General features: G+C 66.4%; 18 protein-coding genes. 9 read left to right on the forward strand and 9 right to left on the reverse strand.

Translation table 11 applies throughout. The features are described from left to right. Nucleotides 1-19: 19 nt before the first annotated feature. Nucleotides 20-2,278 carry an AAA family ATPase gene (locus tag ACZ60G_RS37425; protein ID WP_465816452.1) on the reverse strand — a complete coding sequence of 753 codons (2,259 nt, stop codon included), beginning with the start codon at nucleotides 2,276-2,278 and terminating at the stop codon, nucleotides 20-22. A gap of 209 nt (nucleotides 2,279-2,487) precedes the next feature. On the opposite strand from ACZ60G_RS37425, the gene ACZ60G_RS37430 reads away from it, so the two are divergent. Then, nucleotides 2,488-3,387 carry a DUF8020 domain-containing protein gene (locus ACZ60G_RS37430; RefSeq protein ID WP_465816454.1) on the forward strand — a complete coding sequence of 300 codons (900 nt, stop codon included), beginning with the start codon at nucleotides 2,488-2,490 and terminating at the stop codon, nucleotides 3,385-3,387. A 99-nt stretch (nucleotides 3,388-3,486) separates the two neighbouring features. Here the strand turns inward: ACZ60G_RS37430 and ACZ60G_RS37435 are convergent, their stop codons facing one another. The 4 genes from ACZ60G_RS37435 to ACZ60G_RS37450 all read right to left on the reverse strand — a co-directional run bounded on the left by ACZ60G_RS37435 (nucleotide 3,487) and on the right by ACZ60G_RS37450 (nucleotide 7,537). Next, nucleotides 3,487-3,927 (reverse strand): hypothetical protein, encoded by a 441-nt coding sequence (locus ACZ60G_RS37435; protein ID WP_465816456.1) that lies wholly within the window; start codon nucleotides 3,925-3,927, stop codon nucleotides 3,487-3,489. A gap of 72 nt (nucleotides 3,928-3,999) precedes the next feature. Further along, complete coding sequence (locus tag ACZ60G_RS37440) at nucleotides 4,000-4,353, reverse strand: UBP-type zinc finger domain-containing protein (protein ID WP_465816458.1); 354 nt, start codon at nucleotides 4,351-4,353, stop codon at nucleotides 4,000-4,002. Beyond that, nucleotides 4,353-5,855, reverse strand: a complete 1,503-nt coding sequence (locus ACZ60G_RS37445; RefSeq protein ID WP_465816460.1) for an ATP-binding protein — start codon at nucleotides 5,853-5,855, stop codon at nucleotides 4,353-4,355. The genes ACZ60G_RS37440 and ACZ60G_RS37445 overlap by 1 nt, the downstream gene beginning before the upstream one ends. Nucleotides 5,856-5,869: 14 nt before the next feature. Continuing rightward, on the reverse strand, nucleotides 5,870-7,537 hold the full coding sequence (locus ACZ60G_RS37450; protein WP_465816462.1) for an NAD(P)/FAD-dependent oxidoreductase: 1,668 nt from the start codon (nucleotides 7,535-7,537) through the stop codon (nucleotides 5,870-5,872). Between the two features lie 420 nt (nucleotides 7,538-7,957). Between ACZ60G_RS37450 and ACZ60G_RS37455 the strand changes: the two genes are divergently transcribed. Beyond that, nucleotides 7,958-8,413 carry an SRPBCC family protein gene (locus tag ACZ60G_RS37455; RefSeq protein ID WP_465816464.1) on the forward strand — a complete coding sequence of 152 codons (456 nt, stop codon included), beginning with the start codon at nucleotides 7,958-7,960 and terminating at the stop codon, nucleotides 8,411-8,413. Nucleotides 8,414-8,502: 89 nt separating this feature from the next. Here ACZ60G_RS37455 and ACZ60G_RS37460 read toward each other — a convergent pair whose 3' ends face one another. Continuing rightward, nucleotides 8,503-9,531, reverse strand: a complete 1,029-nt coding sequence (locus tag ACZ60G_RS37460; RefSeq protein ID WP_465816466.1) for a beta-ketoacyl-ACP synthase III — start codon at nucleotides 9,529-9,531, stop codon at nucleotides 8,503-8,505. Between the two features lie 225 nt (nucleotides 9,532-9,756). Between ACZ60G_RS37460 and ACZ60G_RS37465 the strand changes: the two genes are divergently transcribed. From ACZ60G_RS37465 to ACZ60G_RS37485, 5 genes are all read left to right on the forward strand, one after another. Beyond that, a complete protein-coding gene (locus ACZ60G_RS37465; protein ID WP_063044923.1) occupies nucleotides 9,757-10,029 on the forward strand; it encodes a GlsB/YeaQ/YmgE family stress response membrane protein in 273 nt (90 codons plus the stop codon). A gap of 177 nt (nucleotides 10,030-10,206) precedes the next feature. Continuing rightward, nucleotides 10,207-10,929 (forward strand): phosphatidylserine decarboxylase, encoded by a 723-nt coding sequence (locus ACZ60G_RS37470; protein ID WP_387294635.1) that lies wholly within the window; start codon nucleotides 10,207-10,209, stop codon nucleotides 10,927-10,929. After that, nucleotides 10,929-11,828, forward strand: coding sequence for a CDP-alcohol phosphatidyltransferase family protein (locus ACZ60G_RS37475; RefSeq protein WP_465816582.1), 900 nt, complete (start codon nucleotides 10,929-10,931; stop codon nucleotides 11,826-11,828). Before ACZ60G_RS37470 ends, ACZ60G_RS37475 begins: the two co-directional genes overlap by 1 nt. A gap of 62 nt (nucleotides 11,829-11,890) precedes the next feature. Continuing rightward, nucleotides 11,891-12,931, forward strand: a complete 1,041-nt coding sequence (locus ACZ60G_RS37480) for an RNA polymerase sigma-70 factor (protein WP_465816468.1) — start codon at nucleotides 11,891-11,893, stop codon at nucleotides 12,929-12,931. Nucleotides 12,932-13,065: 134 nt separating this feature from the next. Continuing rightward, complete coding sequence (locus tag ACZ60G_RS37485) at nucleotides 13,066-13,794, forward strand: Clp protease N-terminal domain-containing protein (RefSeq protein WP_465816470.1); 729 nt, start codon at nucleotides 13,066-13,068, stop codon at nucleotides 13,792-13,794. Between the two features lie 261 nt (nucleotides 13,795-14,055). Here the strand turns inward: ACZ60G_RS37485 and ACZ60G_RS37490 are convergent, their stop codons facing one another. Both ACZ60G_RS37490 and ACZ60G_RS37495 read right to left on the reverse strand, forming a co-directional pair. Then, a complete protein-coding gene (locus tag ACZ60G_RS37490; protein WP_465816472.1) occupies nucleotides 14,056-16,113 on the reverse strand; it encodes an NAD(+) synthase in 2,058 nt (685 codons plus the stop codon). Between the two features lie 44 nt (nucleotides 16,114-16,157). Beyond that, nucleotides 16,158-16,832, reverse strand: a complete 675-nt coding sequence (locus ACZ60G_RS37495; protein WP_465816474.1) for a suppressor of fused domain protein — start codon at nucleotides 16,830-16,832, stop codon at nucleotides 16,158-16,160. A gap of 310 nt (nucleotides 16,833-17,142) precedes the next feature. Here ACZ60G_RS37495 and ACZ60G_RS37500 point away from each other — a divergent pair, with 310 nt between their 5' ends. Beyond that, on the forward strand, nucleotides 17,143-17,430 hold the full coding sequence (locus ACZ60G_RS37500) for a hypothetical protein (RefSeq protein WP_245721169.1): 288 nt from the start codon (nucleotides 17,143-17,145) through the stop codon (nucleotides 17,428-17,430). Nucleotides 17,431-17,654: 224 nt separating this feature from the next. Beyond that, nucleotides 17,655-19,280 carry a chaperonin GroEL gene (gene groL, locus ACZ60G_RS37505; protein WP_387294640.1) on the forward strand — a complete coding sequence of 542 codons (1,626 nt, stop codon included), beginning with the start codon at nucleotides 17,655-17,657 and terminating at the stop codon, nucleotides 19,278-19,280. Between the two features lie 149 nt (nucleotides 19,281-19,429). On the opposite strand, the gene ACZ60G_RS37510 is transcribed toward groL, so the two are convergent. Next, nucleotides 19,430-20,512, reverse strand: coding sequence for a DUF6585 family protein (locus ACZ60G_RS37510; protein WP_465816477.1), 1,083 nt, complete (start codon nucleotides 20,510-20,512; stop codon nucleotides 19,430-19,432). Between the last annotated feature and the right edge of the window lie 127 nt (nucleotides 20,513-20,639).

Raw genomic sequence — 20,639 nt, forward strand, 5'->3', positions numbered from 1 at the left:
AGAAGATTGCGCAGATCGGCTATCTGCGGTTGTCCGCGTACCGGCGCAGCGACTCGACCTGCTCGGCATCGAGCGACGGACGCACCACCGCTCTGGCCGCCGCGACATCCCCGGCGGTGATATCGGCGGCGTCCAAATCCCGGCGCATCGCGGCCAATGCGGCTTCGCGCAGCAGCGCACTGCAATCGGCCGCGGAATAGCCGTCCAGATCGGCGGCGAGTGCGGCCAGGTCGACATCGGCGGCCAGTGGCACCGATTTCCCGGCGGCCCGCAGGATCTCCAGTCGGGCATCGCCATCCGGCGGCGGCACGAAGATCAGCCGTTCCAATCGGCCGGGGCGAAGCAGTGCGGGATCGATCAGCTCCGGACGGTTCGTCGCGCCGAGCACCACCACATCGCGCAGCGGTTCCACACCGTCGAGTTCGGTGAGCAGTGCCGCGACCACGCGGTCACCGACGCCGGAGTCGCTGTTCTGACCGCGGCGCGGCGCGAGTGCGTCCACCTCGTCCAGGAAGATCAGCGAGGGCGCGGAATCGCGTGCGCGCTGGAACAATTCACGCACCGCACGCTCGGATGCGCCGACCCATTTGTCCATCAACTCGGCGCCCTTGACCGCATGCACGCTGAGCTGACCGGTCCCGGCCAGTGCGCGGATCAGGAAGGTCTTACCGCAGCCCGGCGGGCCGTAGAGCAGTACGCCGCGCGGCGGATGAATACCCAGGCGGGCGAACGAATCCGGGTGCCGCAGCGGCCAGAGCACGGTTTCGGTGAGCGCCTCTTTGGTTTCGACCATGTCCCCGACGTCGTCCAGGCTGAGGCTGCCGATAGCGAGTTCCTCGGTCCCGGAACGCGATAGCGGCCGGATCACCTCGGTGGCGCCGAGCAGGTCGGGTTGGGTCAGCTCCGGCTCCGACTGTTGCTTGCTGGCCCGCGAAGCCGCGCGCAGTGCCGCCTCCCGGCACAGCGCGGCCAGATCGGAAACCACGAATCCGGGTGTGCGCGAGGCGATTTCGTCTAGCTTCAGCTCCGTGGTCGGTACCTTGCGCAACAGCTGCTCGAGTAGTGCCTTGCGTACAGCTGCGGTCGGCAGCGCGAGTGCGAGTTCACGGTCGCAGAGATCGGGTGCGCGCAGCCGCGGATCGGCACCGGCCGGATGCGCGGTGGTAGCCAGCAGTGCCACGCAGGGCTCGGCGATCGCCGCGCGCAACTGGTCCAGGATCAGCGTGGCGACCGGTTCGGCCGGTGCGGGCAGCAGCGCGTCGATATCGGTGACGAGCAGGATTCCGCCCCGTCCGGAACCGATTTCGGCCACCGCGGCCGCGACCTCACGCAACCGTGCACCGCTTTCGGCCGCGCCGACCGTCGGACCATCCAGTTCGACAATGCGCCGCGGCGCTGCCACCGCACGCGCCAGCGTGGCCTTGCCGACCCCGGCCGGGCCGGTGATCAAGACCCCGAGATGCGGTGTGGCGCCGAGGGCCTTCAGCAGTTCCGGTTCGTCGAGCGCGAGGCTGAGCCACTCGTGAAGTTTCGCCGCCTGCCCATGCGCACCAGCCAGGTCCTCGACCGGAATGGCCGACTCGCCGACGGCCGCGGTCCAGCCCGCGCCCGCCCCATTGGTCGTGGCCAGCGCCGCGGCCTCGGTGGCCCCACGCGCCGCCTCACCCGCCGGTGCAGGCAGCCCGGCCGCCGCCCGATCGGCGGAATCCCGGGCCGCCACCGCGCTAGCGCCCCAGACCACCGCGGTATTCGGCTGCACGCTCACCGGAGCACGGCCGGGATCGGTCGCGGTGACGGTCAGCAACTCGGTGGTCCACGCGATGCCGAAGGTGCGCGAAAGTGCCTGGGTAGCAGCCGAAGAACTGATATCCGGACCGAGGTCGCGGGGCAGTAGCGATACCGCGTCGCCGACCGTGACCACCTTGCCGAGCAGCGCCTGCCGCAGCGTCGCCGCCGGAATGGTCCTGGTGGCATGCACCGAACCGCTCACCGAGATCTGCTTGGCGCCGTACACCGTCGCGGGCGCGACCACCACATTCGCGTCCTCGCGCAACCCCGCATTGGACAGCGTGACGTCGTCGAGCAGTGCCACCCCGGCCGGTGTGCCCGCCGGGGCCACGCCGACCACCGCGGCGGTGCGCCGTGCCCCGATCAGCGCGATACCGTCCCATTCCCGCAGGCCGAGTGCGGTCAGCGCCTCCGGATGTAACCGGACTACCCCGCGCCTGGCGTCTGCGGCGGAGGGATTCAGTCGAGCGGTGAGCGCGAGTTCTGCCACTGTGTCATTCTGCCCGCGTCCGGCCCCGGTTGGTCGGCGGTCCGTCGGATAGATCCGAGATTATGCGGAAATCGTCGATGACGAGTGCCCCGATCCGCTAATGCGCCTGCAATCCGAAATTGTGAATGTACTCACGGAACCGAAAACGGCTGCGGAACGTCGTCGATATCACCGATCGGACGTGCGGCCACGGCAGTGCGCTCTGGCCAGTGATTTCTCCCCGGAGACTGGTACGTCTGTCCGAGTTGATCGCATTAGCCTCGCTAATCGCGCCGCCGAGTTGGAAGCTCGGCTCGAGCAAATGTGAAACATCACTCACGTTGCCTGACTGCATCACAAATCGATCGACGGAACTGTGGATAGCTAAACTTCGGCAATTGTCACGATTTCATGATCGACGAACCCCGATGTGCGACAACGAATTCCGCGCGCTAACGTTCTGGTCCCGCCCCTTGCCGGGGCGGGACAACAAAGTGGAGGGAATTCAAGAAATGAAGTTCGGAAAGATCACTACTGCTGTCTTCATGGCTGTCACCGCGGTGGGGATTACCGCGGCTACCGCGAATGGGCAGCCCGCCGTGGCGACCGACCAGCCGGCGGCAGTGACGCGGGGGGACGTGACTTCTGGTGTTGCACACGGAATCAACTACCACACAACGGTTTCCCCAACTGATAAGACCATCACCTGGGCGGTTGACAGCGGCCGGTTCGAGCTCGCCTCGGACGGCGCCGCAGTGCTGCTGAAGTCCGACGACGGCGCGACGGTGGAGCAGGTGCCGCTGCACTCCGAGGTCGCGGGACTCCCGATCGCGGTGAGCCAGCAGATCAGCGCGGACGGCCGCACCGTCGCACTGGCTTCGACGATGACCCCGGCGGACACCGCGAAGCTGAAGGACATCGCGGGCCTGAAGGACATCAGCTCCTACGACCGGCTCATGGAGCAGGTCAACAAGAACCTGCCGGGCATCGTCATCGGTGCCATCATCGGGGCTTTCATCCCCTTCCTGTGGATCATCAGCATCCCGGCCGGTGCGCTGATCGGCGGATACGTCATGGGCGGCCAGGAGTTCCTCGACGCCGTGATCGCGTTCGCCACCGGTCAGCCCTGATCGTCACGCCATAAGTAGAACGCGCGTACACAGCGCCTGCCCGCTGTGTACGCGCGTTCTGTCTATGCGCCGTCGGTGCTGCGACCGGGCAGCGCGGCCCTACTTGTCCTTTGCGACGATTCCGGCGGCCACCGCGACCGGCGTATCTGCGTAGGTGGGGGCCAGGCAGACGAGTTTGGCGGTGCCGAGTGCGACGTTCGGGCTGCCCTCGAACTCACTGCCCGGATTCTCCGCGATCACCTTCTCGATCAACTCCTTTTCCTCGGTGCTGTCCAACTTCTTGAACTCACCGCAGGTGGTGCTCGACGCGGGGCCGAGCGAGGGGTAGCTCGCCGTGGTCTTGGTGGTGGTCGGTGCTGCGGCGGCCGTGGTCGGCGCAGCGCCGGTCGCGGACGTGGTGCTAGCGGGCGTGCTGGTGCCCGTCGCGCCCTTGCGCAGACCGTTCGCGTCGGAGCTGGAATCGTCCGAACTGCCACATCCGGCCAGCGCGACGGCCACCGCCCCGGTGGCTAGGACGATGGCGGTAACTCGCTTGATCACGTGCGTTCCCCGGTGACTCGCGGCGCCGGAGTCTCCGGCGCGTCCGGAGCAGGGTACCGGGTGGGAGCGTTGTCAGTGGATGCGACTCTGCCAATCGGCGGGCACCCGGCCGCGCGGTCCGGGCGCGGGCTGGTCCACCGGATGATGTGTCGGCGGTGCCAGTTCCGGTCCGCCGCTGTACATCTCATCGGAGCGGAAGTCGAAGAACCAATCCTCGCCGGGCTCATAGCTCTGGATGAACGGATGTCCGGTGTCCTTGGCGTGTTTGGAGGCGTGCTGCTCCGGCGAGGTGTCGCAGCAGCCGATATGGCCGCACTGCGCACACCGCCGCAGGTGCACCCACCAGCCCTGAGCCGCTTCGCATTCCATACAGCCCGAACCGCTGGGCGCGACCGCGGGATCGATACCCTCCAACTCCTGCGTCATCACTGACCTCCTGCATCGGCTTCGGAACGGTCGCCGGAGTCCGGCATTTCCTCGGGACGGTTCAGCGGGAGCCAGACCGTGAATCGGGTATTGCCCGGCTCGGAATCGAGCTGGATATCGCCGTGGTGCTTGTTGACCACGATCCGGAACGAAATGTCCAGGCCGAGACCGGTTCCCTCGCCCACCGGCTTGGTGGTGAAGAACGGTTCGAAGATACGGCTGCGCACGTCGGCAGGTACGCCGGGGCCGGTATCGCCGATCTCGATCACGGCGCAGTCGTTTTCGTGCCTGGTGCGGATGGTGAGCGTGCCCGCGCCGTTCATCGCGTATACCGCGTTATCGATCAGGTTGGTCCACACCTGATTCAATTCCGCCGCGTAGCAGGGCACTTCCGGCAGTGTCCGGTCGTATTCCTTGACCACCTTGACGCCGTCGCCGATCTTGCGACTCAGCATCACCAGCGTGCTGTCGAGCAGTTCGTGGATGTCGACCACCTGGAACGGCGCCCGGTCCATCTGCGAATACTGTTTGGCCGCGCCGATCAGAGTTGAGATGCGCGTGGTCGAATCGGCGATCTCGTTCATCAGCAGTTCGGTCTCGATGGTGTAGTTCAGCCAGCGGATCGCGCCCTGGAACACCTGGTCGGGGCAGTCCTCCAGGGTGGCCGAAACCCGTTCCAGCCAGTCCACATCGAAGCCGGCCTGCACGAAATTCGGGGCCAGGTTCCAGCCGTCCTCGATGCCGTGATCCTCCAGCCATTCGCTGAGGATGTCCTCGCGCTCGGAGGCCTCCAGCGTCGTCAGCTCCGGGGCCTTCGCGACCTGGGCCGCGGCCTCCTCCTGCAGGCGCACCAGCGCCTCCAGCGACGCGGTGTCGAACTTGCCCTGCGCCATCATGGCCAGCTTGTGCCGCATGCCCGCGACCCGATCGCGCAGCCCGGAGGTGGCGCGCACGGCCGCGGCCGCCGGATTGTTCAGCTCGTGGGTCAGTCCCGCCGACAGCGAGCCCAACGCGAGCAGGCGTTCGCGCTGGGCGATCCGCTCGGCGGAGTTGCGGTTACCGAAGAATGCGCCCTCGAGCAGGTGCACGGCCATCGGGAACCAGTCGTGCATCATCCGCGCGAAGGTGCCCGCATCCAGTACGAAGAACCGCGAGCGACGGGTCACATACATCGAGCCGGTGTAGACCTGGTCGACCTTGTCGCCGAGATAGGCCGTCCACGCCCCCGCGTACGCGCCGCGATAGTCGGTGCGCGATGTCTCGATCTCGGCGCCGCCGGACAGCTTGGTGAGCTGTACCTCGCCCTCGATCATCACGTAGAAGCAGGTGGCCGGATCACCCTCGCGGAACACCAGTCCCGGTTCGACGATCTCGATGCGGCCATCGGCGCACAGCAGATTCAGCTGTTCGTCGGTGAGCTTCTCGAAGAGAAAGAGGCTGCGCAGCTCCGCCGGATCGCAGACCAGATGACTGCTGCGATCCGCTGTCTCCTTCGAATTCATGGTCCAGCCTCCTATCACGCCAGGTACCGATGCACGAGCATGACCGCCATCGCACCCTCGCCGACCGCCGAGGCGACCCGCTTCGCCGAATCGGCGTGCACGTCACCCGCGACGAAAACGCCGGGGACGCTGGTCTCCAGGTGATGCGGCGGTCTGGGTAGCTCCCAGCCCGCGGGTCTGGTTCCGTCGACGAGCAGATCGGGACCGGCCAGCACATAGCCCGCCTCGTCCCGCTTGACCACGCCGTCGAGCCAGTCGGTCTGTGGTGCGGCACCGATGAACAGGAACAACCGTTCGGCCTCGGCTTTTTCTTCCGCGCCGGTCCGGTTGTTTCGCACCACGATCTGCTGCAGGTGATCGTCGCCGTCGGCGGCGATCACTTCGGTATCGGTGTGCACGCGGATATTCGGTATCTGCGCGATCTGCTGGATCAGATAGTGCGACATGGACTTCTCCAGCGAATCCGCGCGGACCACCAGATGCACCGTGCGCGCGTTGCGGGACAGGAATACCGCCGCCTGCCCCGCCGAATTCGCCCCGCCGACGATGTAGACATCGTGGTCGGCGCATTCGGAGGCCTCGGTCATGGCCGAGCCGTAATAGACACCGCGCCCGGTGAAATCGTCCACGCCCGGTGCGGGATGACGCCGGTAGTCCACACCCGTCGCGATGATCACCGTGTGCGCGCACAGCCGCCCGCCGTCGGCGAACCGCACGGTGCGCGCGGACCCGTTCACCTCGAGTCCGACCACCTCGCGCGTGGTGATCACCTCGGCGCCGAACTTCGCCGCCTGCCGCCGCGCCCGATCGGCCAGCTGCGCGCCGGACAGCCCGTCCGGGAAGCCCAAATAGTTCTCGATGCGCGAACTCTGGCCCGCCTGGCCGCCGGTCGCGGTGCGCTCGACGAGCACCGTGCGCAGCCCCTCGGAGGCGCCGTACACCGCCGCACCGAGTCCGGCCGGTCCGCCGCCGACCACGATAAGGTCGTAGAACTCACCGGCCGGATTGGTGTTCAGCCCGACGCTTTCGGCGAGCTCGCCGTCGCTCGGTTGCACCAGTGCCTGCCCACCCGCAGTGATCACCACCGGACAGATATTGGGATCGGCGCCCGCCGCCTCCAACAGCCGGGCGCCTTCCGGTTCCTCGGCCAGATACCAGCGGTAGGGCAGCTGATTGCGGGCCAGGAATTCGCGCACCTCCGACGACCGCGGGGACCAGCGGTTGCCGACCACCTTGGTCTCGGTGACGGGTTTGTGGTCGTTGCTGCGCCAAGCCTCGAGCAGTCCGTCCAGCACCGGATAGAGCTTCTCCTCCGGCGGATCCCACGGCTTGAGCAGATAGTGGTCGAGGTCGACGACATTGATCGCGTCGATCGCGGCGCTGGTATCGGCGTAGGCGGTCAGCAGCACGCGACGCGCGTACGGGTGCAGGTCCATGGCCTGCTCCAGGAATTCGATGCCGTCCATGCCCGGCATCCGGTAATCGGCGATCAGGACCGCGACCGGTTGGCCGCGCAGTTTCATCTCACGCAGTGCGTCGAGTGCGTCCGCGCCCGACTCCGCGCGCAGAATCCGGTACTCGGCCCCGTAGCGGCGGCGCAGGTCGCGAACGACCGCGCGGGAAACTCCCGGATCGTCGTCGACACTGAGGATGGCCGGTTTCGTAGCAGCGGGTGCAGTCACCTATCGAGTATGGAACGCTCGTCAAACGCGATGCTCGCGCACCAAGTCGAGTTCGGTGGGCGTGAGCAGGCGCTCCAGTTGTTCGTCGGGAACTATCGGACGTGCGATACGCGGCGCGAAGATGTCTCTAGCAGCGGGTGTGTCGGGTGTGATGGTGGGAAGCAGCGGGACCTGATCCCCGTGCCGATGATGTAAGAGCGAGCGCAGTTTCACGGCCGATCACCTCACGCTTGACGGAAAAGCCTGTGGCAGTGTCTGATGCTTCGTCTATCCGCCATTGTGCGCGCGCCATTACACGGCCGGGTAAACAAATCGCGAAATAGTGACGCATTTGTCTTCCAACAGCCGCCGACTAGGCTGTTGCCAAATCGTCGAGCCGTGCTCGACGGACGTCCGTCGCACAGTTCTCCGGAGGCAGTGTTGCCGAAAAATATCGAAGCCACGATCGAAATCGCGGCACCGCCGGAACAGGTCTGGGCCGTCGTCGCCGATCTCAAGCGGATGCCGGAGTTCAGCCCGCAGTGCGTCCGGATGCTCGCGCTCGGCACGCCGAAGGCGGGCACCTGGACGATCAACCTCAATACCGACGGCAAGAAGTACTGGCCGACCACCGCGCGCATCGTGCGCTATGAGCCCAACCAGGCCTTCGCATTTCGGATCAACGAGAACCGCAGCATCTGGAGCTACACGCTCGAGCCGACCGCCACCGGCACGCGGCTGATCGAACGCCGCGATGTGCCCAACGGCACCAGTTGGTTCTCCCGCAGGGCCATCGATGCCGCGCTCGGTGGAGAAGCGCCGTTCGAAGAACTGCTCGAGCAAGGGATGAACGAAACGCTCGGCAAGATCAAGTCCGTGGTCGAGGCCGCCGCGTAGATCCCATCGCGTCCGGCGTCAACGGGAACACACGCAACTCCGATGTACCGGGGCACCTTCACGGTGAAGGTCACCGGGTCTGGGCTGAGTTACTGCCAGTTGGGCAGTGTCACGACCTGCGCGGCGTAGGAGAGACCGGCGCCGAAGGCGATCAGCAGCGCGGTATCGCCCGGCTTCGACTCACCCTTGCGCAGCAGCGCCTCCATGGCCAGTGGAATCGAGGCGGCCGAGGTATTTCCGGTCTCCTCGATATCGTTGGCCAGCGCGCAGTGCTCGGGCAGCTTCAGCACCCGGGCCATGATCTCGATGATCCGGCCGTTGGCCTGGTGCGGGATCATCGCGTCCAGGTCGTCGGTGGATAGGCCCGCGCGATCGATGGCGTCGCGGCAGACCTTCTCCAATGAATGTGCGGCCCAGCGGAATACCGCTGTCCCCTCCATGGCGAGGTAGGGCCGCACCGCGTCCAGGCCCTTCTCCTCGATTTCGGCGAAGTATTCCATCCAATCCTTGTCCTGGCGGATCGCATGGTGCTGAGTGCCGTCCGAACCCCAGACCGTGGGGCCGATGCCCTGTTCCTCCGACGGACCGACCACCACCGCGCCCGCGCCGTCGGCGAACAGGAAGGCGGTCGCGCGGTCCTTCGGATTGACGGTGTTGGTCAGCTTCTCCACGCCGATCACCAGCACATGGCTGGCGGTTCCGGCGCGCACCAGATCCGAGGCCAGCGCGAGCGCGTGACAGAAGCCCGCGCATCCGGCCGAAATATCGAACGCCGCCGTGCCGTTCATGCCCAGTTCGGTCGCGATCTGCGGCGCGGCAGCCGGAGTCAGCAAAAGGTGGGTGGAGGTGGCGACGATGACGCAGTCGACCTGATCGACCTCGATTCCCGCGGATTCGAGCGCGCCGCGTGAGGCCGCGACGCTCATGCTCTGAATCGTCTCCTCCTTCGAGGCGAAGCGCCGCGTTTTGATTCCGGAACGGGTGCGGATCCACTCGTCACTCGAGTCGATGGGTCCGGCGACTTCTTCGTTGGTGACGATTCGAGCGGGGCGGTAAACGCCGAGCCCGAGGATCGCCGTGTGCTCAGCCCCTGTGGTCTGGGTGATTTGAGCAGCCATAATGCGTCTCCTATGTACCTGCGGCGGCGCCGCCGGGTTGTACCCCGAAAGCATCGAAATGAGTCCCTCATCGGCCGACCGCCTACGTCACCGTAGACATGAGGCCCCCTCATATTAGCCCGTGTCGCGTGTGTTGGGCGTGCGTATTCTCACATTTGGCGGGTATACCCACGAAGCACGCCCTGTGGTGCGGCGCGCTGCCCCAACTAGTGATTCGAGGACACCATGCTCGGACTCGGGATTATCGGGTGGATCATCATCGGCGGTCTCGCCGGCTGGATCGCCAGCAAGATAATGAAGACGGATGCGCAACAAGGCATCCTCCTCAACATCGTGGTCGGCGTGGTCGGCGGCCTGCTAGGCGGATTCCTCCTCAAATTGCTCGGCGTCGATGTCGAAGGCGGCGGACTCTGGTTCAGCTTCTTCACCTGCCTCGGCGGCGCGGTGATTCTGCTGTTCCTGGTGCGACTGTTCACCGGCCGTAAAGCCATGAGCTGACCGCTGTGTTGGATTTGCGACGTTTGCGGGCCCTGCTTGGTTACACAGGCTGCCTCCTCCGGGCCTGACGCAAACGCCGCAGTGCCACAGGCTCCATTCCCGTAAGGTGTGAACGCTTGCGCCGGACCTATCGTTGAAGGGCGCAAACCGTCTGCATCGAGCACGAAAGAGGAGCCTGTGGCACGCCGTCCCACCCCGCCCGGCACGCCCGAAACGACCGGAGTCGGCCATGTCGTCGATCTGGTCCGGGCCGCGATCCCCCCGCTGCATCCCGCCGGGCTGCCCTTCGTCGCGGCGCCGCTCGCGGTGGCGGTCATCGGAGGTAAGCGCAAGTGGGTGCGCCGCACGGGTCTGCTGGCCGCCGCGGCCTGCGCCACCTTCTTCCGGCATCCGAACCGGGTGCCGCCGAACCGGGCGGGCGTGGTCGTCGCCCCCGCCGACGGCGAGATCGCCCTGGTCGATACCGCGACGCCGCCCGCCGAACTGGGCCTCGGCGATGCGCCGCTGCCGCGCGTGAGCATCTTCCTTTCGGTGCTCGACGTCCATGTGCAGCGCACCCCCATCTCCGGCACCGTGCGCACCGTGCTGCACCAGTCCGGTCAGTTCCGTTCGGCGGATCTGCCCGAGGCCAGTGCGGTGAACGAGCGCAACAGCATGGTCATCGACACCGCCGGTGGCGCGCAGCTCGTGGTCGTGCAGATCGCGGGTCTGCTGGCGCGGCGCATCGTCTGCGACGCGCAGGCCGGTGACAAACTGACCATCGGCGATACCTACGGCCTGATCCGTTTCGGGTCCCGGGTCGACACGTACTTCCCGGCGGGTACCGAACTACTCGTCGAACCCGGACAGCGCACGATCGGGGGCGAGACCGTGCTGGCCGTACTTTCCACCGACTCATGATGGAGCAGGCCCTGCCCACACCGCAGCGAAGGCGCCGGACCATCCGGCTGTTGCCGAGCATCGTGACAATCATGGCGCTGTGCGCCGGACTGTCCGCGGTGAAGTTCGCCCTGGACGACAGGCTCGACATCTCCTTGGCGATGGTCGGCGCCGCGGCTGTACTGGACACCCTCGACGGTCGGCTCGCCCGGATGCTGGACGCCACCACCAAGATGGGCGCGGAACTCGATTCGCTTTCCGACGCCATCTCCTTCGGTGTCGCGCCCGGTCTGGTGATCTACATCGCGCTGCTGGACAGCAACAGCGCGGGCTGGATCATCGCGCTGGTTTTCGCGGTGAGCCTGGTGCTGCGCCTGGCCAGGTTCAACACCCTGCTCGACGACGACACTCGACCGCAGTGGGCGCGCGAGTATTTCGTCGGCGTCCCCGCACCGGCGGCGGCGCTGATCGCGCTGGTGCCGATCGGGCTGTACGTGCAGTTCGGTGACGGCTGGTGGGTCGGCTACTACGAGGTCGCGGCCTGGACCTTGTTCGCGGCGGCGCTGGCGGTCAGCACGATTCCGACGCTGGCCATGAAGTCGGTATCGGTGGCGCCGCAGGCGGCTGCCGGGCTGCTGGTGCTGACTGCGCTCGCGGCGGCGCTGCTGGTCACCTATCCGATCGTGCTGCTGCTGGTGCTGGTCGCGCTGTATCTCGGGCATATCCCGTTCGCCTGGCATTCGCAGCGCTGGGTGGCCGCGCGTCCGGAAACCTGGCAGCACAAGCCATCCGAACGCCGGGCCCAGCGGCGGGCGCAGCGGCGCCGGCCCGCACTGCGGCGTCCGGCAATCCGCGGGGCGAGCCGCCTGCGGCTGCGCAGTCCGGGTAAGGAGCCTCGGGCGGACGATCTGCACCACTGAGCTGTTGGGCTTGCCTGGTATTCCTTAAGGAATCGTCTAGGTCGCGCGGGAATGCTGCGGCTATGAGCAGCGTTGCGGCACTTGGCGGTTTGGGCTTCTGGGGATTCGATCTGGGTCGGGTTCTCGGTGGTGGCCGGACCATCGGGTCGGCCACCGAACTGTCGAAGGCCGGATGGATCCCGACCGGTACCGTCATCTTCGGCGGCCGAGCACGGAAGAAGGTGGCGGTGGAACCGGATGGATTGCGCGAATTCCAGGCGCATCGCCCGCGCCTGTTCGCGCTCGCCTATCGGATGCTCGGCTCCGCGACCGAGGCCGAGGACGCGGTACAGGAGACCTACCTGCGCTGGGATGGCACCGACCGCAGCACGATTCGCTCGGCCGAGGCCTGGCTGACCACCGCGGTCGTGAATCTCTGCCGCACCTGGCTGGTTTCGGCCCGGGCCCGCCGCGAGACCTATGTCGGGCCGTGGCTGCCCGAGCCGGTACCGACCGCGCGCGGGGAGCTCGGGCCGTTGGAGACGGTGGAGGAGCGCGAGCTGGTATCGCTGGCGCTGCTGATGGCATTGGAACGGTTGAGCCCGATCGAGCGGGCGGTTTTCGTGCTGCGCGAGGCATTCGGGTACGCACACCGGGAGATCGCGGACATGCTCGCGGTATCCGAGGCCAATTCGCAGCAGATCTTCCGCCGGGCCGGTATCCGGGTGCGCGAGGGGCGGCCGCGCTTCGATGTTCCGGCCGATCAGGCCCGCGAGCTGATCGAGCGCTTCCTGAAGGCGGCTCGCATCGGGGATATCGAGGCATTGGAGCGGATGCTCGCGGCCGATGTCGTCTCGACCGCGGACGGCGGCGGTCAGGTCACCGCGGCTCGTAGCCCGATCGTCGGGGCTCCCGCGGTCGCGCGGTACGTGGCCGGACTGTTCCGGTGGGAAGTGCCGGGGATGGTGATGGCGCTGGAGGAGATCAATGGCGCGCTCGCGGTCGTCGTGCGGTTGGCGGGGGAACCCGCGCTGGTCGTCGGCGTGGACACCCTCGACGATGCGGTGACCGCGCTGCGCTTGATCGTCAATCCGGAGAAGCTGTCCTATATCGGGCGGGCGTGACGCGGGTCATTATCCGAGGCTGTCAGGGATCGGAGGGCAGGAGCAGATCGTGCGTGGTGCGGCCGGGGCGGCGCGTCCCTGAATATCGTCAACTAACGGTTGACGATAGCGAATCGTCAACCTATGGTTGACGCATGACAATCAACGTACGACTCGACGATCTGATCGAGGGCATCAAGAAGGCGCGTCCGGACAACGTGCTCGACCAACTCTCCGATGCGGTGGTCACGGCCGGGCATTTCGGCGAAGTGGCCGATCATCTGATCGGCCACTTCGTGGATCAGGCCCGCCGCTCCGGCGCCTCGTGGACCGATATCGGCGCCAGCATGGGCGTCACCAAACAGGCCGCGCAGAAGCGGTTCGTGCCCAAGGGGCCGGGTGATCCGGCGGCTATGGATCCCAATGCGGGCTTCGCGAAGTTCACGCCGCGCGCGCGAAAGATGGTGGTGGCCTCCCAGGAGGCGGCTCGCGCCTCCGGTCATCTGGAGATCTCCCTCGGACATCTGGTGCTGGCCCTGTTGTCCCAACCGGAAGGCCTCGGCGCCAGGGAGGTCATCGCGCAAGGGGTGCAACTCGACGCGGTCCGGGATGCGGCAAACGACGCCATCGCCCGACAGTCAGCCGATCCGGCGAAGGTGCCTGCGCTCATTCCGTTCGGCGCCGAGGCCAAGAAGGTGCTCGAGCTGACCTTCCGTGAGGCACTTCGCTTGGGACACAACTACATCGGCACCGAACATGTCCTGCTCGCCCTGCTCGAACAGGAGAACGGTTCCGGAATCCTGTCCGATCTCGGCGTCGACAAGGCGAAGGCCGAAGCCGATCTGTCCGAACTGCTCTCGGTGATCGCCGCCGAGAAGTCATGAACGCCCGGGCCGCGTTCATCGCTGGACGACGTCGAATTACCTGGACAGTCCTCGGCATTCGATCCGCGCACGACTACGCCTCGCTGGCGCTCGGCTCCGTCGCGCGCGGAGACGCGCTCTGTTTATGGTTCCGCTCGCTGGCGCTCGCTCACGCGGCCAGGAGACGGCAGCGCAGGGCCATCCGATCGCGAGGTATGTCGGTGCGGTGCGGCTCACGGATCCCGCTCGAATACCGTGAGCCCGTTGCGGCCTGACGGCGGCTCAGTTCTCCGGGACGTTGGTGGCGAGTTCGTCCAACCAGGCGGCGGCGGAGGCATCGCTCGGCGCACGCCAGTCGCCGCGCGGTGAAAGTGACCCGCCCGAACCGACTTTCGGGGCATTGGGCAGGGTGGAGCGTTTGAACTGGCTGGTCTGGATGAAGCGGCGCAGGAATTCGGCGAGCCAGTGTTTGATGATCGGCAGGTCGTAGGTGTTGCGCTGGTCGGCCGGAATGAGGTCCGGCCAGCTGCCGCGGTCGCGCTCGGACCAGGCGTGCCGGGCCAGGTAGGCGACCCGGCTCGGGCGGTAACCGAAACGCAGCATGTAGTAGAGGTGGAAGTCCTGCAGTTCGTAGGGGCCGACGGTGGCCTCGGAGCTCTGGCTCGGTGCGGTGGAATCGTGGCTGGGCACCAACTCCGGCGAGATCTCGGTCTGCAGGATCGATGACAGCACCCGGCCCGCCTCGGGGCCGAACTGATCGGTGTCGACCGCCCAGGCGATCAGATATTTGATCAGTGTTTTGGGGACCGAGGCGTTCACGCTGTAGTGCGCCATATGGTCGCCGACGCCGAAAGTGCACCAGCCCAAGGCGAGTTCGCTGAGATCGCCGGTGCCGACCACGAGCGCGTTGTGCTGGTTGGCAAGTCGGAACAGATGCGAGGTGCGCTCGCCCGCCTGCACGTTCTCGTAGGTGATGTCGTACTGCGGAATACCTTCGGCGGCAGGGTGATTCAGGTCGCGCAGCATCTGGGTCGCGGACGGGCGGATATCGATCTCCTGCGCGGTCACGCCGAGCGCGTCCATCAGCGCGTGTGCGTCGGTGCGGGTCCGGGTGCTGGTCGCGAAGCCGGGCATGGTGTAGGCCAGCACATTCGCGCGTGGCAGTCCGAGCCGGTCCATGGTTTTGGCCGCGACGATCAGCGCCTGGGTGGAGTCCAATCCACCGGATACGCCGATGACCAAGCGCTGACTGCCGGTCGCACGCAACCGAGTGCTCAGGCCCTCGACCTGGATGTGATGCACCTCTGCGCACCGTTCGTTGCGCGCGGCCGGATCGCTGGGAACGTAAGGGAAGCGCTGGATTTCGCGCCCCAAGGTGATGGCGCTCGTCGGTACCGGCAACTCGACCTCGATACGCCGCAGCCGCACCAGCCGGTCGCGGTGATCGTGCACATTGTCGGCGAAACTGGTGGTGCGAATGCGATCCGCGGCCAGCCGCTGCAGATCGAGATCTGCGGTGATCAACTGGGGATGGTCGCAGAACCGCTCGCCCTCGGCGAGGAGGTCACCGTTCTCGCAAACCAGGGCCTGTCCGTCCCAGGCCATATCGGTGGTCGATTCACCGTGTCCCGCAGCCGAATACAGGTAAGCGGCAAGATAACGCGCGGAATGCGAGGTGCACAGCGCGCGCCGGTAGTCGGCCTTGCCGATGACGATATTGCTCGCCGACAGATTGACCAGCACCGTAGCACCGGCGAGCGCGGCATATCCACTGGGCGGCAACGGAACCCAGCCGTCCTCGCAGATCTCCAGGTGGAACACGAAGCCATCGAGATTGGTCGCGGTGAACAACAGATCGGATCCGAACGGGACCCGCTGACTCGCGATCGTGATGTGGTCGTCCAGCGTTTCGCGTGCCGCCGCGAACTGGCGCTTCTCATAGAACTCGCGATAGTTCGGCAGATAACTCTTGGGCGCCGCACCGAGGACGGTGCCGCGGCATATCGCGATGCCGCAGTTGAACAGTCGTCCCTGCGCCCGCACCGGCGCACCGATCACCAGCACGGTATCGATTTCCGCGCTCGCCGCGACTACCTGCTCGATTGCCGCGGCCACCGCATCGTCGAGCGCATCCTGGTGGAACAGATCGTCGGCGGTATAGCTGGAGAGTCCGAGCTCGGGAAAGACCGTCAGCACCGCGCCGTCGGCGGCCGCTTGCCGAGCGAGCTCTAGCGTCTGCTCGACATTGAATGCGGGATCGACGACCCGGATCCGCGGCACCGCGACCGCCACCCGCGCGAACCCGTGCCGATAGAGCGAGTCGAACGGCAATACGGGCACGGGCGTCCCCCTTCGGGATCGTTGATCTTCCTCCATGGCGAAATCTACGCCCGCCCGGTCAAGCCCCCGCCCCAGCGCGGCCATTTCGCCTTGGTCTTCGGTTCCTCCATGAGCGGTCCGCGCTCGATATCGGTGACCAACAGCGGCAGCCGCGGCGCGAGTTCGTCGAGCACCGCCAGCGTGTGCCCGCCCTGCGCGGCCCGGTATTCCGGCATGGTCAGGCCGACGATCTGCAGGAACTGCATCCGCCCGTGCGGTGTGTCGATTGCGCCGAGCTCCGGGTCGACGGTGAAGGCGACGGCGTGGATATCCGAATCCGGATGGTCCGCGGTGATCGGGCCGTTCGACTTGATGGTGTGGCCCGGTTCGAACCAATTCCCGGATTGGAAGACGTAGCGGGCCAGATTCTGCAGGAAGTTCGCGGGCCAGACCGGCGGTTTCTCGTCGGCCGGGGTGCGCAGCAGGCGAAAGGTGAATTCGAATCCCCAGCCCGATTCGTCCGGGTTATCCCATTCCTTCTCGTACAGCTCGGTCATGCCGTAGCTGATGTAGTGCCAGTGTGGGACCGGTTCGGTGCGCGGATAAGCGCTGATGCCGTCCAGCGGATCGGGCCCGCCGAGCGACCAGGGGACCCCCGTCCCCCAGTGGCTGGGTGCGGTGTCGTGGTACAGCTGCTCCAACGCCGCGTCGATAGCGTTCCAGCCGGGACTTTCACTCACCTGGACACCATAAGGTCGGCGCCGATCATGCGCCGCGCTGTACTGGATTGGCGGCGTTCTCGGGGCCCTCCATGGGCCCGCCCGTCGCCCACCGCCACCCTCAACGGACGGCCTTCGGCCGACTGCGCCTGCCCGGTGCGCTACCGCCTCCGGGCCCGTCGCTCACGCCGCGGAGGCGGCTCGTAAGCCATTGGCGGACAGCGATTTGCTGCTCGCGCGACCCGGTTGGGTGCCGCGGATCCCGGACTGGTCGGCCTGTCGGGAAAGGGCTGATCCGGCGCACCGGTAAGCTATAGCAATGGCGGATGGCATGGATTCCGACCTAGTTGCGGGGGAGCGACGCGCTGATCTCGAGCGTGCGCTGACCTATGTCTCCACCGAATCGCAGCCCGACGGCAGCTACATCATCAACGGCGACCTGCCGCCCGATGTCGCGCCACCGTTCATTCGGGCGATCATGCGGGTGGAGGCGGAGTTGCTGCTGAACGACGCGGAACTCGTAACGGTCGATGAGGGTGAACCACGCACGCCCGAGGAGCGCCGGGCCGATGCTTTCGTCGCATTGATACTCCGGGTGGACGACCGCAGTTCGGCCTGAGTCGGTGCTGAGCTGCGGGTCGGACCTTGCACTCGATACCCCTGAGTGCTAAAAAGGGCTTGGCACTCTCGACGTGTGAGTGCCAGGTCGGGACGGTGAGACCGGGTTCCATCGACACCCTCGGTCGTCCGTCGCGGGCACCGAACCTGGCCAGCGTAAATAGGGCGATCCAACCTGCGATCGTCCTGTGTGTCAGCCATATACATGTGGAGGATCTCAACGCAATGGCCAAGACAATTGCGTACGACGAAGAGGCCCGTCGCGGCCTCGAGCGGGGCCTGAACGCCCTCGCCGACGCGGTCAAGGTGACGCTGGGCCCCAAGGGGCGCAACGTTGTCCTGGAGAAGAAGTGGGGCGCCCCCACGATCACCAACGATGGTGTTTCCATCGCCAAGGAGATCGAGCTGGAGGACCCGTACGAGAAGATCGGCGCCGAGCTGGTCAAGGAAGTCGCCAAGAAGACCGACGACGTCGCGGGCGACGGCACCACCACCGCCACCGTGCTCGCTCAGGCGCTCGTACGTGAGGGCCTGCGTAACGTCGCGGCCGGTGCCAACCCGCTGGGTCTCAAGCGCGGCATCGAGAAGGCCGTCGAGGCCGTCACCACCAAGCTCCTCGCGACCGCCAAGGAGATCGACACCAAGGAGCAGATCGCCGCTACCGCCGGTATCTCGGCCGGCGACGCGTCCATCGGTGAGCTGATCGCCGAGGCCATGGACAAGGTCGGCAAGGAAGGCGTCATCACCGTCGAGGAGAGCAACACCTTCGGGCTCCAGCTGGAGCTCACCGAGGGTATGCGCTTCGACAAGGGCTACATCTCGGGTTACTTCGTGACCGACCCGGAGCGTCAGGAAGCGGTCCTCGAGGATCCGTACATCCTGCTCGTCGGTTCCAAGGTTTCCACCGTCAAGGACCTGCTGCCGCTGCTGGAGAAGGTCATCCAGGCCGGTAAGCCGCTGCTGATCATCGCCGAGGACGTCGAGGGCGAGGCCCTGTCGACCCTGGTCGTGAACAAGATCCGCGGCACCTTCAAGTCCGTTGCCGTCAAGGCGCCGGGCTTCGGTGACCGTCGCAAGGCGCAGCTGGCCGATATCGCCATCCTGACCGGTGGCGAGGTCATCAGCGAAGAGGTCGGCCTCTCCCTGGAGACCGCTGGCATCGAGCTGCTCGGCCAGGCCCGCAAGGTCGTCATCACCAAGGATGAGACCACCATCGTCGAGGGCGCTGGCGACGCGGAGGCCATCAAGGGCCGCGTTGCGCAGATCCGCACCGAGATCGAGAACTCGGATTCGGATTACGACCGGGAGAAGCTGCAGGAGCGTCTGGCCAAGCTGGCCGGCGGTGTTGCGGTGATCAAGGCCGGTGCCGCGACCGAGGTCGAGCTCAAGGAGCGCAAGCACCGCATCGAGGATGCCGTGCGCAACGCCAAGGCCGCCGTCGAGGAGGGCATCGTCGCCGGTGGTGGCGTGGCCCTGCTGCAGTCGGCTCCGGCCCTGGACGACCTGAAGCTCACCGGTGACGAGGCGACCGGCGCGAACATCGTGCGCGTCGCGCTGTCGGCTCCGCTGAAGCAGATCGCCTTCAACGCGGGGCTCGAGCCCGGCGTTGTCGCCGAGAAGGTCTCGAACCTCCCGGCCGGCCACGGCCTGAACGCCGACTCGGGCGAGTACCAGGACCTCCTGGCCGCCGGTGTCGCCGACCCGGTCAAGGTCACCCGTTCGGCCCTGCAGAACGCGGCTTCCATCGCGGCTCTGTTCCTCACCACCGAGGCCGTCGTCGCCGACAAGCCGGAGAAGACCGCCGCTCCCGCCGGCGACCCGACCGGTGGCATGGGCGGCATGGACTTCTGAGTCCCGCCTCTCAGCAACACATCTAGACTCGAAGGCCGGTCCACCAATGGTGGACCGGCCTTCGGTCTTTGGTTGTTCGAGAACGATGAACGGCCAGGCGAAGCCGAACGATCAAGGCTATTGGTTCGGTGGAGGGGTTGGGGCAGGGATTAATTCGAGGCGGCGCTCAGGTCTTGGGTGGGGCGGTTGGGTTTTTTGGGGCTGCCTTTGGCCGCTGGGGTGGGGGGTTCGATTTGTTGATCGGCGGCCGTCTCGAGCGCTTTGTCGACCGTCGGATCGGAGTCGATTACCGGTGTGGGTGGGTTCGGTTCGACTATCGGCGTGAGCGGATCGGAGTCGGCTACCGGCGTGGGTGGATCGGGTTCGGCTACCGGCGTGACGGTCGGCAGTTCGGGATCCGCGAGTTCGGTTGCGGCCGATTCGGCGGCGAACTCCGCGGCGGCGGCCAGGCGTAGGCGTTCGGCGAGTTCGTTGAAGATGTAGAAGTTGGGGATCTGGCCTACGGGGGTGAGGGAGACCCAGGTGCCGTCGACCTTCATGCGGACCAAACCGCTTCGGGCGTCGATCAATTGGATCTGTTCCCAGGCGTAGGCCCGGCTGTGGAAATAGAGTGCGGCCAGGTCGAGGGCGATTTCGCCGAAATGGACGGTCGCGCCGTCATCGATGGCGGCAACGGCGCGGGGGAGCTGGGCCAGGGTGACCGCAGACTGGATCGCCCTGCCCCACTCACGCGCTTCGCCGAACAGGGTGTCGTCGAATGCGGCCTCGGCGCCGTCGGGGCCCGACATCCGCAGCGAGTACTCGGTGTGAGCGGAATTCTGGAAGGGGATGACCTGCTGGCGCACTTCGGCGCTGTCCCAGCGGAACCCGGCCACCTGCTCACCGGAGCGGTACACGGTCATGCCGACATCGAAAAGATCCAGCCGCGCGGCGCGGTGCCGCCGATTGCGCCGCCCGCGGAAGAAGGCCATCGATGCGGGCACCAGGCCGAGGAGACCGACCGCGAGCGCACCGGGATAGGCCCCGACCGTCACACAGATAACTCCCACGGCGGTGAACCCGCCCGCGACGATCCCGCAGCCACGCACGAAAGTATCGCTCGCAGGCGCCGGTAGAAAGGTCTGTCGGTGCGTGCCGAGCTTCTGATATTCGGCCATCAAGTGGATCAGCTGCGACAGTGGAACCTTTTGTGGCCCGCCGGTTCCGACATCGCCATGGCTCGGAGTGGTCAATTGTCCCTCCATGAGGCGGTTTTCCTCCGCGGCGAAGCGTATGACACTCGCCCGAAGGTCGCCACCCCAGCCGCGTGCCCGGTCAGTCGGCCGAGCTTACGTCATCGCGGCGGCATACCTGCGACGG

Source organism: Nocardia sp. NPDC102475 (genome assembly GCF_055584605.1).

Coding starts and splice junctions, on each gene's coding strand:
- ACZ60G_RS37475 (WP_465816582.1), top strand. CDS start 10,929: ATGGAGCAGGCCCTGCCCACACCGCAGCGAAGGCGCCGGACCATCCGG.
- ACZ60G_RS37480 (WP_465816468.1), top strand. CDS start 11,891: ATGAGCAGCGTTGCGGCACTTGGCGGTTTGGGCTTCTGGGGATTCGAT.
- ACZ60G_RS37440 (WP_465816458.1), bottom strand. CDS start 4,353: ATGACGCAGGAGTTGGAGGGTATCGATCCCGCGGTCGCGCCCAGCGGT.
- ACZ60G_RS37465 (WP_063044923.1), top strand. CDS start 9,757: ATGCTCGGACTCGGGATTATCGGGTGGATCATCATCGGCGGTCTCGCC.
- groL (WP_387294640.1), top strand. CDS start 17,655: ATGGCCAAGACAATTGCGTACGACGAAGAGGCCCGTCGCGGCCTCGAG.
- ACZ60G_RS37445 (WP_465816460.1), bottom strand. CDS start 5,855: ATGAATTCGAAGGAGACAGCGGATCGCAGCAGTCATCTGGTCTGCGAT.
- ACZ60G_RS37460 (WP_465816466.1), bottom strand. CDS start 9,531: ATGGCTGCTCAAATCACCCAGACCACAGGGGCTGAGCACACGGCGATC.
- ACZ60G_RS37485 (WP_465816470.1), top strand. CDS start 13,066: ATGACAATCAACGTACGACTCGACGATCTGATCGAGGGCATCAAGAAG.
- ACZ60G_RS37500 (WP_245721169.1), top strand. CDS start 17,143: ATGGATTCCGACCTAGTTGCGGGGGAGCGACGCGCTGATCTCGAGCGT.